The following is a 14292-nucleotide window of genomic DNA, read 5'->3' as shown; positions in this document are numbered from 1 at the left end:
ATGAAAAGAATCATTCTCATACTCGGACTTGCCGCCTCGATAGGGCTGATGGGAACCGGCAGTGTTCATGCCCAGTTCGTCGTGCATGATCCCGGCCACACCCTGCTGAACTCAACGGAATGGATCGCCAATGTCAAGAAATGGGTTACACAAATCAATGAAATGATCGATGCCCAGGAACTGCGGCTCGGCCTGCAAAAGATCGACCAGTTGAAGGAACTCAAATCATTGAAAGAGCTTGCCGACCTGCTGGACGACGTAGCCTGCCTGAGCAGCGACTACAGCTTTTACCTGAACGTAGGATCGAATTACCACTGCCTGAAATTTCTCAACTTTCAGCGTGTGACCGTCAATCTGAGCCTGAGTACCGACCTGCTGTTCAAGGTGGCCACCGTGACCAGTTACTTCTCGATGAACTCGGAAGGGCGCATGTCCTTTATCGAGCAGGTGAAGGAATCGGTGGAAAAAGCCGCCGAAGAGATGCGTGAGTTTAACGAATCCGTGCGTTCCACGGTCATTTACAAATCCATGAAGGGGCATAACCGGAAGACCTATTACCAGGGACGGTTGGCCGCTTTCACACGACACACCAATTAAAGCGTTATGAATCAAGATAATTTTCTCTGGGGACTTCAGATCACGGACGGTCTGACGATGGAACTCGTTTCGCAAATGACAGTCATCGCCTTCGGTGTTGGTGTCATCTGCTTTATCTGCAACCTAGCATACAACTATCTCTATCACGGAGCCAGCCAGCTGTTAAGCCCGAATGAGGACAAATTTCCCGACATGATGGAAATCGCCCGTTGCCTGGTACTGTTCTTCTGCCTAAGCATATACACCCCCATCGCCCAAACCATCGTAGGCACGATGGAAGTAATCAACGAAGCCACCTCGCTGACCTCCGAGCGTGCGCAGGAATTTGCCCAGTTCATGGCACAATCAGCCATCGAACAAGGAGAGATGATTGCCGAATACGACAAACACAGCCTCCAGTCGGAGGTAGCAGCCGGAGAAGACAGCACCGGCGCCATGCAGCACGAACTGGATAAAAAGATGGAAGAGGACGAAATGACCGGTGTACGCTCCAGCGTGGAGAAGATTGTGCAGCTGCTCAACCCCGCCAACCTCGCCACCCTTGTGCTTCATGGCATTTCCGCCCTATTGGTAGGAATCATACAAGTAGTCATCTTGGGTATCGGCGTGGTCATTGTCAAGCTACTGGTCATTCTCGGCCCGTTTGTCTTTGCCGTAAGCATGTTGCCGGTCTTTCAGAAACAGTTGAGTATCTGGTTCGGTACGCTCTGCTCCGCCTGTATGGTATTCACCGTCATCAATATTCTGAACCAAATCATATGGCAGACCTTCAAGGCCATCTATACGGAAAGTGCCGACATGGTGGACGCAGCTACGCAGCAGATACAATATTTAGGAATGGATCTCGCCCTGATTGGTGCTTATTGCAGCTGTTTCTGGCTATCCTCCAAAATCGTAGGACACAGCGATGCCGGGAAAATCATTTCGAAAACCGTGTCAATCGTCACCACGGCGGCCACCATCGCCCTGATGGGAGGCGCAGCGGCAGGCGGCAAGCTGACCAACGTAGGCGGTGCCGCCTCTATCGGGGCAAGTTTCATAAACGACAACAATAAAAAATAGAACTATGAATCTGATGAAATTCAAAGGAGCAGATGATGCGGTCAAGCTGACTATCCGGCTTTCAGCCGGGTACTGCATCATTCTGACTATCGCTTTTGCCAGCAGTATCATCTTCCTTATCAACAAAATAGAAAAAGCATACGGCCAGGCTCTCGTCATCGACAGGCAGGGAGAAGTCTATGAGGCAAGCAGCCTGTCTGCCAGCGATATGCGGCAATACGAATACATGAACCATGTAAAGACCTTCGTAACCCACTGGTATGCCTTTGACGAGAGCAGCTACGAGAAGAACATTTCGCTTGCGCTCAACCTCATAGGCAACAAGGGGAAGGAGCTGTTGAACGAGTACAACGATGTGAATATGCTGAACTCACTCATACAAAAGAATATCCGTTACGGGGTACGCATCAAGGATGTAGAGATTAACACACAAACGATACCCGTTTCCGGAAAGATAATCTTCACGCAGACCGGGTACCGGGCACGGGGAAGCATCTCACGTAATATCGAAGCGGAGTTCACCATCTATGATATGCTGTCCCGCAGCGAGGAAAATGCGCACGGAGCCAAGATAGAAGATTGGATTGTCCGCTATTCCGAACCCGTGGAAAGCAACGGCACCAACACATCGCAGGCAGCTTCTCCGGGCAAGAATGAAAACCAGTCAGAAACCTCTAAACCAACCGACCATGGAACCGAATAAACTTATCAAAGACAAGAACAAGCTGTTGATGGCCATCCCGGTAATCCTGGGCATCCTCTTCCTTTATGTATTCTTCATCCGTGAGGACGGGAACGTGCCGTCAGGGAGTGACAGACAGGCCGCCTCGCAAGCCTTTTTGGAACCACAGTCGGAAATGGCCGACAAGGTGAACGACAAGATGGAAGCCTATAAGCAGGACAAACTGGAAGAGCAGGAGAAGGCACGCATCCTGAAAGAGTCTCAGGTCAAAGGATCTGATTTTTACTTCGAGCTGCAAAACCAGCAGGAGCGGTATGACCGTGCCACACTGGAGCGCATCCGCCGTATGCAGAACGATCCGTACAGCGAAGTCATGGCAGAATACGGAGGTGGCCGGAACGGACGCTTCTCTCATCAGCTGGAAAGCCAACTGGACGGACTGGAGGACGAGCAGGCGCTCAACGAGATTATCCGGGAAGCCAAGAAGAACTCACGCATCCGCAAGGAACTGGAAGAATCCGACAAATACCGCAAGCGCATGTATGAACGGATTGTCAATTATGACCAAGAGGGAAAAACGGAGAAAGCCGCTGCCAACCCTTCCGGCCATCCATCCGCCGACAGCCTGATGCAAAAAGGCCCGATCTACCATGCCGAAAACGGCAAGCGGGTACGCCGCCAACCGACCTCCGCACCGGGAAACAGCAACCTCTTCAGGGCTTGCATCCACGGCGACCAGACCGTAGTCACGGGCAGTACGGTACGGATGCGGTTGCTTCAGGACGTAACCCTATCCGGCATGAAGATACCGGCCAACACGCTGTTTTACGGTATCGCCACTTTGGGAGCCAACCGCCTCGATGTGGTAGTCAGCAACCTGAAGGTAGGAGACAACCTCAATCCCGTATCGGTGGTTGTCTTCGACAATGATGCCATGGAAGGTTTGAACCTGCCCAATAACCTGAAAGCCAGTGCAGCCAAGCGTATGGAACAAGGTCTTGTACAGAACATTGACATGCCGCTCTCTTCCATCGGCACGATGGCCAGCGAAGTGACCAGCGTAGTCAACGCCACCACCCAGGTAGCCAAGCAAATCTTGAACATGAGCCTCTCACAAGTGAAGGTACATCTCAAGTCCAACTACGAAATGTATATCCAAGAAGAGAGTCAGGAATCGAAGTTGCGTAGGCAAGCCGTGCAAGCGGAGTTACAGAAGCTCTATGAGCAAATGGAACAAGAGAAAACGAACAAGAAAAATCATCCCCTTCAAACATTGATAGACAAATTATGATAGACATTCTCAATTACCTGCTTGCGCTGTCAGCGGTCTTTTTCGGCTATCGGATCTACGTATCACGCCGGAACGGACGAGCCTTTAAAGAAATCCGTCCGCTGACCGTTTCTTTCGGCATTACCCTGCTTCTTCTATGGGGCATTACCGTATTCACCGCCTTTTTTTCAAGAACCGTTTAACATATCGACAACATGAAGAAATATATTTATCTACTGTTTTACTGCTTTGTGTGCAGTCTGCCGCTCTTCGCTCAGGAAAACGGCACTCCCCGGAAACAAGCCATCAGCCAAAAAGACATCTTTATCTCTTTCGACTGTGTGAAACACCTGGTATTTCCTGTGCAAGTATCTGATATCGCCATCGGCGAACAGGAGCTTGTCATGGCCAGCCGGGTAGAAGAGGCGCCCCATATCGTCAGGCTCTCGGCGCAAGCGGAAGGATTCACCGAAGAGACCAACCTGACCGTAGTCTGCATCGACGGAAGCGTTTACACCTATCACATCCGCTACCTTCCCGAAGGCGGCACGGATTCGTACCCGAACATTTACGAGGACAACGGGAAATGGCAGCACCATGACTATCAGGCAGAAGTCAGCGACCTCCATCTGGCCGAGTTCTTCTTTCCGGAGGACATCGCTTACGGAACGCCCGGCAACGAGGTGTCCTTCACTCTGGCCGCCTACAACAACCAGTTGAAAGTATCAACCGCCAAAGATGCCGTGGCATATTCCAACCTGTTTGTGGTGGATAAGGCCATGAACACTTACCACATCACCATCAAACGGGGCAATACCTCCGTATTCACCTACAATTTTGATGACCAGCGCAAATATACCGCCCATGTGGATGTGAACAGCGAGGAAATGGAAAGATGCATCCAAGAGCTGCGCACCAAGAAGCGCAACATCTACAGCCTGGGGGTCATCGAGAACAAGTTTGAGTTGTCAATGGCCAATCTGTATGTGCATGAGGACTTCATGTTTTTCATCTTTGACCTGAAAAACAAATCATACATCGACTACGACATCGAGTTTGTCAAATGTTTCCAGCGTGACCAAAAGAAGAGCAAGAACGCCATCCAGCAAGAAACGACCATCGAACCTATCTATCAGAAAGATTTTGATACGAAAATCAAGGGCAAGAGCCGGAACCGGCTGATACTTGGTTTCGACAAATTCACGATACCCGATGATAAGGTATTCGAGATCGAGATTTACGAGCGAAACGGCGGGCGGCACATCAAGCTGGCCGTGTTGAACGAATACATCCTTTCCGCAGAACCCTTATACAAGCCACAGCCATGAAACTGAGAGAAGCATTAGACACCTATATGTTCGACAACGTGGGACAGTTCGGCGGCATCGCCGAATCACTGGGCTATCAGACCGAATACCGGGACGGATATTTCCGGTTCCGCAAAGACGGGGAAGAGCTGAGCATGAGCGTAAGCGAAATCAGGGAAAAAGCCGGAGCAAAGTACGATGAAAGCCTTCGTGACCAATCAAAAGAACGTGTATCCGCCCTTTTTGACAAGGAACGTGCCAATGATCCTAAATATGTCGCCGAGCTGGAGAAGGATGGCATCAGCATCAAGCGGTGGGAGAACCTGAAGGGACATGACAAGGACGGCTTTACCGTCATCGACCATCGCCTGAAGGTATGCTACACCGGACAGTCGCTCTATGAATACGCCTACAAGCAAGGGAACATCCTCGACGGGAAAGGCACCAAGCTGGAAAAGGGTGTCATGTCTGATTTGATGGAGATACACGGCAAACCGGGGAAGCTCCGTTTCAACGATGACGGAATCTCCGTATTCTACCGCAAAGAGGCGTTGGTTATCCCGGACAAGGTGCTGGGAAAGAAGTTGGGCAAGAAAGAGAAAGAACAGCTGCTTGCCGGTGACATCGTACCCATCACCGTAAATAAGAAGGACATCCTGCTGCAAGTTGACCGGGATCTGAACTCCGTCATCCTGCGCACCAACCAGGAAATCAAGATTCCCGACATCATCGGGCAGACCAGCGAATATGGCGGCTACAAGTTAACCAAAGCCGACAAATACCTGCTCGCCAACGGCCATGCACTGGAGAACAAGCTGCTGCACAGTCCGGAAGGCTACTTCATTGCCGACATCCAACTGACGGATGACAGGAAAGGAGTCATGATACAGAACATACAGAGTATCACTCCCGGCAAGGCACAAGAGCTGATCAAGGCCATGACCCCCAAACTGGAAGCCCATGCGGCCAACATAGAAGCTGCAAAAGAGCAAAAACACGAAGAGGGGCGCAATATGGAAGCCGAGTTTAAGGAAGCGGTGGGCAAACATGACTTTGAAAAAATCGGGAAGCTCAAAGAGGAAGGATATAAACCCAGTGAAGAGTTTATCAAAGGAATCGGTAAGGAACACGGTCTGGATGAAAGGCAAACCCATGAAGTCATCCAGCTGTTCGGCACCAAGCCGGAAGAACAGGGCGAACATGAAAGGCAGGCCGCACGTCTGTTGGATGCCGCACAGACCGACAACTTTCATGTCATCCAAGAGATACAGAAAGAAGGGTACCGGCTCACTCAAGAAGACCTTACCCGGATGCGTGAAACGGGTGTGCAAGCCAACACACTGATAGCCGTACAAAAGATTTTCGGGATGGAAGGCAGCACAAAGACACTGGGAGATGTCAAACTGGCCAGCACACCCAAACCCGACAACAGCAAGGAAATGGCCCGTCCGATAGCCAGCACCATCAACCGGGCTTTCAATGACTTATAACCTAAAAAATCAGGAATTATGGATTACGATGAATTAGTACAGAAAAACATTGCAGGAGAAATCAGTGACTTAGAGTTTCTACTTGCACAGGAAGAGCTTGCACAAGCCTATCAAGAAGAGATGGCTGCCAAGCAGCAAGAGACAAACAACCAAACGGCCAGAGAATGGCTGCTTGATTACGAGAACAGAAATCTATACCAATAAATCATGGATACAGCAAGTGATAAAGCATTACAGCGTTTCGCCGAACTGATGATCGAAAAGATAAAGCAGGTGGAAGACAACTGGCAAAAGCCTTGGTTCGGGATAAAGGGTGGGGGACTTCCGCAAAATATCGAGGGAAGAACCTACAACGGAGTAAATTCCTTCATGTTGTTTCTACTTTCGGAAAAAGAGCAGTACAGCCTGCCGGTCTATATGACCTTCATGCAAGCCAAAGACAACGGCCTTAACATACTGAAAGGAGAAAAGTCATTCCCAGTCATTTACTGGAATTTCTCAGTAAGAGACAAGAACGGAAAGAAAATACCTTTCGACGTATATAAGAACCTGGATAAAAACGAGCAGCAGGAATATAAGGTCACGCCGTTTCTGAAGACATACAATGTGTTCAACGTACAGCAGACCAATCTTCAGGAAACGAAACCGGAGAAATGGGAAGCATTGAAGGAGCAATTCAAGATACCGGCCATCAAGGACGAGCAAGGGATGCTCACCGTGCCTCTGATTGATGCGATGGTACGGGAACAGCAATGGATCTGCCCCATTTATTCCAAGGAAGGAAATAGTGCTTACCATGCAAGGGGAGAAGATAACCATATCGTCGTACCCCTGAAGGGGCAGTTTAAGGACGGAGAGAATTTCTACTCCACACTACTGCATGAGATGGCGCACTCGACTGGAGAACCTGAGCATCTGAACCGGGAAAAAGGCGTGATTTTCGGAGACAAGCAATATGCCAAAGAGGAACTGGTTGCCGAACTCACCTCCGCTACCGTCGGGCAAAGCCTGGGAATATCCACCCATATCCGGGAAGAAAATGCCATGTATCTAAAAAACTGGCTGGGAGCCTTGAAAGAAGATCCCAAATTCATCTACAACATCCTTGCCGATGTAGGAAAAGCCAGCAATATGATTCAGGAACATACCGCACGGATGGAACAGTACCTCACACCGGAGGAACGGTTCACGCAGGCCGTCCTGCAAGACAACCGTCCGGTATTGGAGCAGATGAAAAACGAAGGTTTTACCCCTTCATCACGGTTATTGGAAAGTGTTGCGGCAAACCATCCTACAGCCGACAACCTTGAAACGCTACACAGCACTTTCGGCATTTCGCTGCCTTCCATGGAAGCGGAGCCAGCCATGAAAAATATGAATGAGCCACAGCTCGGATTATAAACTTTTAAAAACCATCATTATGTTTACAGGACAAATTATCGGTTATGTCGGTGCGGATGCCCGGCAGAACAAGAACGGAAAAGGATTCAACTTCCATGTATCCACCAAGTACAAGAACGTGAACAACGAGGAACAGACCCTATGGGTATGCTGTTTCGTGAATTACGAGAGTAAAGTCTTTGAGTATCTGAAAAAAGGGACACAGGTATATGTCTGCGGCGATGTGTATGCCGATGTATTCCAGAAGGATGACGGTAGCCACATCCCATCCGTCAGCCTGACCGTCTCACGCATTGAGTTACTGGGAAAGGCAGAGAAAAAAGAGAGCGGTGACGGAACGGCATCCGGACAACCCCAATAACAGCAACGGCCATGGAAAGAGAGAAGAAAGACCTGTCATTCATCCTGATCCTGCTATCCACGCTCATCGGGACAGCCGTACTGTTTCAGTGGGCTATCGTTACGGGATTATACGCTCCACTACGTAATCCGGCCATGTGGGAAAGGCTGATGGAGAAGGATATCCTATTCCGGTTTCTCTACGTTATCCTGATCGGAGGCCTCGCTTTTCTCTTTCCGGTTGGCAAAGTGAAAGACGAAAACAAGAAATGGGTTTACACCAGTATGACACTGGTTACGGCATCCATGCTGGTTGTCGGATTCAGCCGGTTATCAGCGTGGTATAACCTATTTGTATTTCCCATTCTATTCGTAGCGTACACGCTGCTTGTCATCAAGACTCTGCCTTATTTCATCCGGCGTCATGCCCAATCCGATGATAGCATTTTCGGGTTAAGCCGGGAAGAATCGGCTTTCTACTTCCGCTTTGAAACCGCCTCCGGGCCGCTGGTCATCCATAAGCCGCAGCAGAATGTCTATATCGACGGCGGTCCGGGAAGCGGTAAATCAGAGAGCTGGATCAAGGGAATCATCTACCAGTGCGCCGAGCGCAACTATGCCGGATTCGTGTACGATTGGGAGGGTGATCCCACCAAGGACAAGTCACCCATCCTCTCACGTATCGCATACGGAAGCATCGAACATTTCCGGAACAAGGGGATGGAAACACCCCGTTTCGCCTATATCAACTTTGTGGATATGTCACGCACGGTCAGGGTGAACGTACTTTCTCCGCAATACATGTCAAAGGGAAACGAATCGCTATTCATCCGCAATATCATCATGACACTGATGAAGAATCTGGAAGCAAGCTGGAAGGAAAAGACCGACTTTTGGGCCAACAATGCCATCAACTACGTCTATTCAATCGCCTATAAATGTTTCAAGGAAAGGAAGCTTGGTATCTGTACGCTGCCCCATGTGATAGCCCTTGCCCTTTCTGACAGCAACCTAGTATTCCACTGGCTGTCGGAAGATCCTGAAATCGCATTGAACATGTCCTCCATGCTGACCGCCTGGAAACTGGGTGCACAACAGCAGACAGCCGGAGCCGTATCATCCGCACAGACTCCGTTGGTACTCCTGAACAACAAATACATCTTCTGGGTGTTGTCGCCACTTCCCGAAGAAGAGTTCTCTTTGGATATAACCAACAAGGAACACCCAACGCTGTTATGCGTAGGCAATGCGCCCACCATCAAGGAAGCCGTTTCCCCTGCTATTTCCTGCATCGGCAGCGTCTTGATGTCACAGATGAACAATCCCGGCAAAGCGACCAGCATATTCATGGTAGATGAATTTCCGACCATCCTGTTGCAAGGCATTGACACTTTCATCGGAACCGCCCGGAAGCACAATGTCGCTACCATTCTCGCCGTTCAGGACTTCAACCAAGCGGTCAGGGACTATGGAGAGAAAAGTGCCAACATCCTGAAAGCCTCCTGCGGAACGCAGGCTTACGGTATGACCGGAAATGAGAAGACCGCCAAAGACATCGAGAACTTGCTTGGGGAGAAGAAAGAAGCGCAAGAATCTTATTCACACCAAGCCGGTGGCAATAACAGTGTCACGGAGAGCCTGCAAAAAGAAAAAGTCTTAAAGGCAAGGGACATTGCCGGACAAGCAGCCGGACACTTCATTGGCAAGATTGCCGGAGGCAAGCCGCCATTCTTCAGCGTGCAGATGGATATGTGCCGTTTTGAAGAGAAGGAGATACCCCGTTTCTCCTTACCGGTCAAACTGGGCAACGGCAAAGAAGAGATGGAACTGGAAATCCTGGAAGAGATTATCCAGCAGAACTACATCAAAATCATTGAAGATGTCAACGCCATCCTCAAAAAGATAGAGGACAAATTAAAAGAAAAGTCAGCAGTTCCGCCAACCGGGACACACAAGACAGAACAAAAAATCATCCGATAACATTCAACAAAAGAATCCTACCATGAGAAAAATTCATTCATTATTAGCGGCAGCCTGCTTATTGGCCGCTTCATGCAACAAAGAGGAAATCCAATCGGAAACAGACAAAGCCGGCATGTATCACATCACCGTAGCCGTAACCGGTTCCTCACCCAAAGGCAGTGTGCATATATATAATCTTGACGGCGTGAGATTCAGGAACGAACGCACCGGTACCTCCGCAGCTTCCGTAGATGAGAGTTTCACCGATAAAGCGGAATACAGCACGGAAAAGCCTGTCAGCCAAATTACCGTGCAAGGCATTCTCTATTCAAAAGAGAGTGCTATCATCACCATGCAGATAAAAAAAGACGGGGAAAGCGTATTCAACCAGAGCAAACAGTTGGAGGCCGTTCCCGGTATAGACACTACTGTTGATTTGGTTTACAGTACCTTGAAATAAAAATGCAGACGAATCAAAAAACATATACTTTCTCTTCCATATTTAGATGATATTTCTTATCTTTATGAAAGATAATCTTTCTCATTTATAATCTAAGCTCAGATAAAATGAGATTCAACTAATCCAGTCAACGTTATGAAAGTCGATTTCAATCAGATAAAAACAACCATTTCTCTGCCCGATTTCCTGCTGGAACTAGGATGGAAAATCGTGGAAGGCTCTTCCAACTCCTGTCCCAAAATGAGCAACGGAACGCATACCATCGTCATCAAGCGGAACTCGCAGAACCAATACACCTATTGGGACGTGCATAGTGACAGCGTGCGTGGCCGCAGTATCATGGATCTGATGCAGGAACATCTATTTGAAACAACCGGAAAAATGCCGTCCTTGCGCGAGGTGGGGGAGATCCTTCAGAACTACATCAACACCAACCGCATCACGACACCCGAAAAAAGCCGGTATGAAGTAGGTAACACAAGCATGAGAGCGGACGAACTTCAATTCTACTTGAGCCAGCTACAACCCTACAAGGGCAATTATCTCCAGAAAAGAGGTATCCTGAAAGAAAGCATTGAAAGCCGGTTCTTCAAAGACACTTTCTTTATCCGTGAGGTAAAGAACAAAGGGAGTGTTTACCGCAACGTGTGCATCAAGATGTACAATGAAAACGGTGTGCAAGCCATTTCTCAACGAAATGAAACATTCAAAGGGATTATCGGTGGCAAGTTCGACTGTCTGGCGACCAGCAACCATGACAAAAGCCGCCCGATAGACATTCTCTACATTGGGGAGTCATTTATAGACTGTATCTCCCACTATCAATTACGCCATTCCGGAAACGACCTCAATCTTGTATATGTATCTACGGAAGGGACATTCACGGAAGGACAAATGAGGCTATTACGCCTGATTCTTGACAAGAACCAGGTAAAGGAGCTCCGGAGCATCTTTGACAACGACAAACAAGGGCACAAGTACACTCTATGGCTGCATCGTTACTTTCATGGCGATACGACTGATGTCGAGAGCCTGAGTAACGATGAACTCCGCAACAAGGTACGGAAACTGAAGAACGTCGAACTTTCGGAAAACAAGGATTGGAACGATGATCTGAAAATCTCGTGTGGCATCTGTTCCTCCACGGAGGACGGCCAGTAACCTCATAGATTTGCTCCATCACATAATACGACAACCTATAAAATCAGATCAATATGAATATCAAGCATTTATTTTTTTGTATGCTGCTCATTGCCTTTTCCTCATGCAGCAAACCCGGCTATGAGAAGGCCATTGCGGAATGGGTTCAGACAGATTCTCACGGCACCTGGACGGATTTAAAGTTCGAACTACTGGAAGTGTTGGAAACAGAAGACGTCACCGTATCGGACAGCCTGTGCTACCTGAACAACAAAAGCGCACAATTATCCGCTGTCATACAGAAAGCGGAAAGTCCCCGTGCCTTATTCAAACCGTCCTTTTCCGCCTATATGGAAGCCGAAAAAAGCCTGAAAGCAACGGATGCCATGAAAGCCATGTACCTGCACCGTGACAGTACGGAAGTTATCGGCAAGATATTAAAATGCAGGTATGCCATCGTCCAGCCACACTCAGGGGTGCAGCAGAAAAAGACGGCTTCTTTCCTATTGTCCCCCGACATGGAAAAATGTATCGGCAAACTAAAGCCGACAAGCAAATAATCCGAGCGTAACGATGTGTAGCGACAACGTTTTTTGGGGTTCTTTTTTGGGCGTCTTCCAAAAAAGAACTCCCACACATTTAGATGTGTGGGCTATTCATTACACTACCATCCTTTCCCTTATCAACGGTATATTATCCCGTACCAAATTCAGAATCCGGTCATGATAGGCTGATAATTGGTTAGACTTTCCACGACACTGGCACACCTCCATCCTGCTAAGTGAAAACTCCACCGTTTCCATGCGCCTTCCATCCACCGTTGCCGACATTATCAACGAATCTTCTCTCTTATAATAGGCGTTGCTGAATACACAATGATGCAGCAACTTTCCCTCTTTGTAAAAGTCCGAAAGGCTTTCCAATACCCGAACCATAATATTTCCATCCGCAAACGAAAGATTAAAGAAACGTGATTTGGCAGCAATATAGTCTTTTTCATCCTTTTCAGAATATTTTTTCTTACATTTCCCCATCACCCAATCATGCGCTTCTTCTACATTCAACGGACACAAATAATGAGGATTTCTCGCATCCAATTTATTTTCTATCAGCATATCCACATAGTCCAGCCACAAGTCCGCATCATGTATCACATAGTCATGTCTTAAACAGATTTTTACATACGTCCAATACTTATCTATACCGTATTTTCTCTCTAAAAATCTCAAGAACAAATTCATTTGCCCTGCCTTATATAATATCTCCATCCGATTATCAGTTAATAATGTCATAAAGAAGGAACTCGGACAAATATCATAAAAGGCACCCTTAAATCCATTCCTCGTAAGTTCGGGTATCACTTTCATTCTCGGATAGATAACTGCCGGGCAAATATCATAAATACGGTCATGATGCACATTCCGCTTACGCAATTCCAAAGAACTTCCATATATCCATGCATCGTAATAAAATATAGACATGCCCCGCAGCAAAGACAGCGTTTCTGTCTTGCCCTCTTTATTCATCCAACACTGTACCGCCTCAATTATAAAGTAATTAGCCGGAGACCCTTTTTTCAGCCGGCAGTCCACCATAAAAAAACGGATAACTTGATATTGCTTGTATGTAGTAATCACACAAAAATATTCTTTATATACAGCCGTCCTTTTCCTGCTATTCTCCAATTTCAGGTTCATACCGCAATGAGGACATTTACAGTTTTTCTTATCTTCCTTATCCCGCCATGTATGCCCACAATCCAAACAAAAGCAATTCCCCTTTGCATCACGCTTGAAATAATGCACAAAGCAATGTTTATAGGCATAACGCTTTTGAGCCTCTGAAACGGGAGCTAACTTCCTGCTCCCATTCACGATTTCCATTTGTAATTTTGTCTTGGGTTTCATATCAAAAAAGAGTTAACTGGGTTTGTACTTCGGTGTTGTTCTCACGTTTAGCTTGTTGACGCTTCTTCAACTTTGCCAATTCTTCCTCCTGCAATTTTTTGATAGCAGCCTCACGAGCCGCTTTCTTTTCTTCCTCTGACAATTCAACATGATGATTTACGACTACATTACATTTCAATGGGCTACCCACCTCAATATTATCTTCCTGATAATAGTGCAACGCCATACCAAAAATTTCATCATCACTAAAACCACAGCAACCGCTTTTCTTCACTTGGTTTAAAATATAGGTAATGCAATTATCTATATTCTTTGTAGGTTTTTGATAGACTGGAGCAAACAGACTATCCACCGCTGCCATATTATCAAGGTATGCCTTGATGGTACTTTTAAATTGTTCTGACACTTTCATAGTATATCATTTTTAGATTTCATTTCACAATAAGCCAATTTCACGAGAAACAAGGAGAATAGGCAAATAAGAGCCAACAACGTAACCGACACAACCTTTATCGGACTTGGCGTTATTACCGCTCCGACAAACATAGCCACTGCACAAAGAGCGATGATGACCGAAAAAACAAATTGAATGATTTGCATATACTTCTGCTACTTAGTTTGTTAAACTTCTAATTTTATGCTTCAGCTAGATTTAAAGACCTTTTTTTAAAACCC

At 47.4% G+C, this 14292-nt stretch carries 16 protein-coding genes; 14 read left to right on the top strand and 2 right to left on the bottom strand.

The genetic code is table 11. From position 1 onward, the window contains the following. The 14 genes from KTR07_RS21780 to KTR07_RS21715 all read left to right on the top strand — a co-directional run bounded on the left by KTR07_RS21780 (position 1) and on the right by KTR07_RS21715 (position 12270). Entirely contained in the window at positions 1-597 is a 597-nt protein-coding gene (locus tag KTR07_RS21780) for a hypothetical protein (RefSeq protein WP_005868889.1), read from the top strand. A 6-nt stretch (positions 598-603) separates the two neighbouring features. Then, positions 604-1659 (top strand): hypothetical protein, encoded by a 1056-nt coding sequence (locus KTR07_RS21775; RefSeq protein WP_005868890.1) that lies wholly within the window; start codon positions 604-606, stop codon positions 1657-1659. Between the two features lie 4 nt (positions 1660-1663). Continuing rightward, complete coding sequence (locus tag KTR07_RS21770; protein ID WP_005868891.1) at positions 1664-2362, top strand: hypothetical protein; 699 nt, start codon at positions 1664-1666, stop codon at positions 2360-2362. Further along, complete coding sequence (gene traM, locus KTR07_RS21765) at positions 2349-3632, top strand: conjugative transposon protein TraM (RefSeq protein WP_005868892.1); 1284 nt, start codon at positions 2349-2351, stop codon at positions 3630-3632. The genes KTR07_RS21770 and traM overlap by 14 nt, the downstream gene beginning before the upstream one ends. Beyond that, the gene (locus KTR07_RS21760; protein ID WP_007564699.1) at positions 3629-3814 is read left to right on the top strand and encodes a hypothetical protein; all 186 of its coding nucleotides are present in this window, start codon (positions 3629-3631) and stop codon (positions 3812-3814) included. The genes traM and KTR07_RS21760 overlap by 4 nt, the downstream gene beginning before the upstream one ends. A 12-nt stretch (positions 3815-3826) precedes the next feature. Beyond that, complete coding sequence (locus tag KTR07_RS21755) at positions 3827-4939, top strand: DUF4138 domain-containing protein (RefSeq protein ID WP_005868893.1); 1113 nt, start codon at positions 3827-3829, stop codon at positions 4937-4939. Then, positions 4936-6408: a DUF3945 domain-containing protein gene (locus KTR07_RS21750; protein ID WP_005868895.1), complete on the top strand. Its 1473-nt coding sequence runs from the start codon at positions 4936-4938 to the stop codon at positions 6406-6408. Before KTR07_RS21755 ends, KTR07_RS21750 begins: the two co-directional genes overlap by 4 nt. An 18-nt stretch (positions 6409-6426) precedes the next feature. Next, positions 6427-6612 (top strand): hypothetical protein, encoded by a 186-nt coding sequence (locus KTR07_RS21745; protein ID WP_005868897.1) that lies wholly within the window; start codon positions 6427-6429, stop codon positions 6610-6612. A gap of 3 nt (positions 6613-6615) precedes the next feature. Then, on the top strand, positions 6616-7809 hold the full coding sequence (locus KTR07_RS21740) for an ArdC family protein (protein WP_005868899.1): 1194 nt from the start codon (positions 6616-6618) through the stop codon (positions 7807-7809). Beyond that, positions 7787-8170 (top strand): single-stranded DNA-binding protein, encoded by a 384-nt coding sequence (locus KTR07_RS21735; RefSeq protein ID WP_007564694.1) that lies wholly within the window; start codon positions 7787-7789, stop codon positions 8168-8170. The genes KTR07_RS21740 and KTR07_RS21735 overlap by 23 nt, the downstream gene beginning before the upstream one ends. 11 nt (positions 8171-8181) lie before the next feature. Next, on the top strand, positions 8182-10128 hold the full coding sequence (locus KTR07_RS21730; protein ID WP_005868904.1) for a type IV secretory system conjugative DNA transfer family protein: 1947 nt from the start codon (positions 8182-8184) through the stop codon (positions 10126-10128). A gap of 22 nt (positions 10129-10150) precedes the next feature. Continuing rightward, complete coding sequence (locus KTR07_RS21725) at positions 10151-10570, top strand: hypothetical protein (RefSeq protein WP_005868906.1); 420 nt, start codon at positions 10151-10153, stop codon at positions 10568-10570. Positions 10571-10705: 135 nt separating this feature from the next. Next, complete coding sequence (locus KTR07_RS21720; RefSeq protein ID WP_005868908.1) at positions 10706-11731, top strand: toprim domain-containing protein; 1026 nt, start codon at positions 10706-10708, stop codon at positions 11729-11731. A gap of 53 nt (positions 11732-11784) precedes the next feature. Next, the gene (locus tag KTR07_RS21715; protein WP_005868909.1) at positions 11785-12270 is read left to right on the top strand and encodes a hypothetical protein; all 486 of its coding nucleotides are present in this window, start codon (positions 11785-11787) and stop codon (positions 12268-12270) included. 99 nt (positions 12271-12369) lie between these two features. Here KTR07_RS21715 and KTR07_RS21710 read toward each other — a convergent pair whose 3' ends face one another. After that, positions 12370-13617 carry a PcfJ domain-containing protein gene (locus tag KTR07_RS21710; RefSeq protein WP_005868910.1) on the bottom strand — a complete coding sequence of 416 codons (1248 nt, stop codon included), beginning with the start codon at positions 13615-13617 and terminating at the stop codon, positions 12370-12372. Position 13618: 1 nt separating this feature from the next. Then, positions 13619-14029 (bottom strand): PcfK-like family protein, encoded by a 411-nt coding sequence (locus KTR07_RS21705; protein WP_005868911.1) that lies wholly within the window; start codon positions 14027-14029, stop codon positions 13619-13621. Positions 14030-14292: the final 263 nt, after the last annotated feature.

The organism is Bacteroides sp. MSK.20.82 (assembly GCF_019052485.1).
Lineage (GTDB): Bacteria > Bacteroidota > Bacteroidia > Bacteroidales > Bacteroidaceae > Bacteroides > Bacteroides thetaiotaomicron.
Note: the sequence above shows the minus strand (reverse complement) of the source record. Positions and strands in the feature narration are given on the sequence as shown.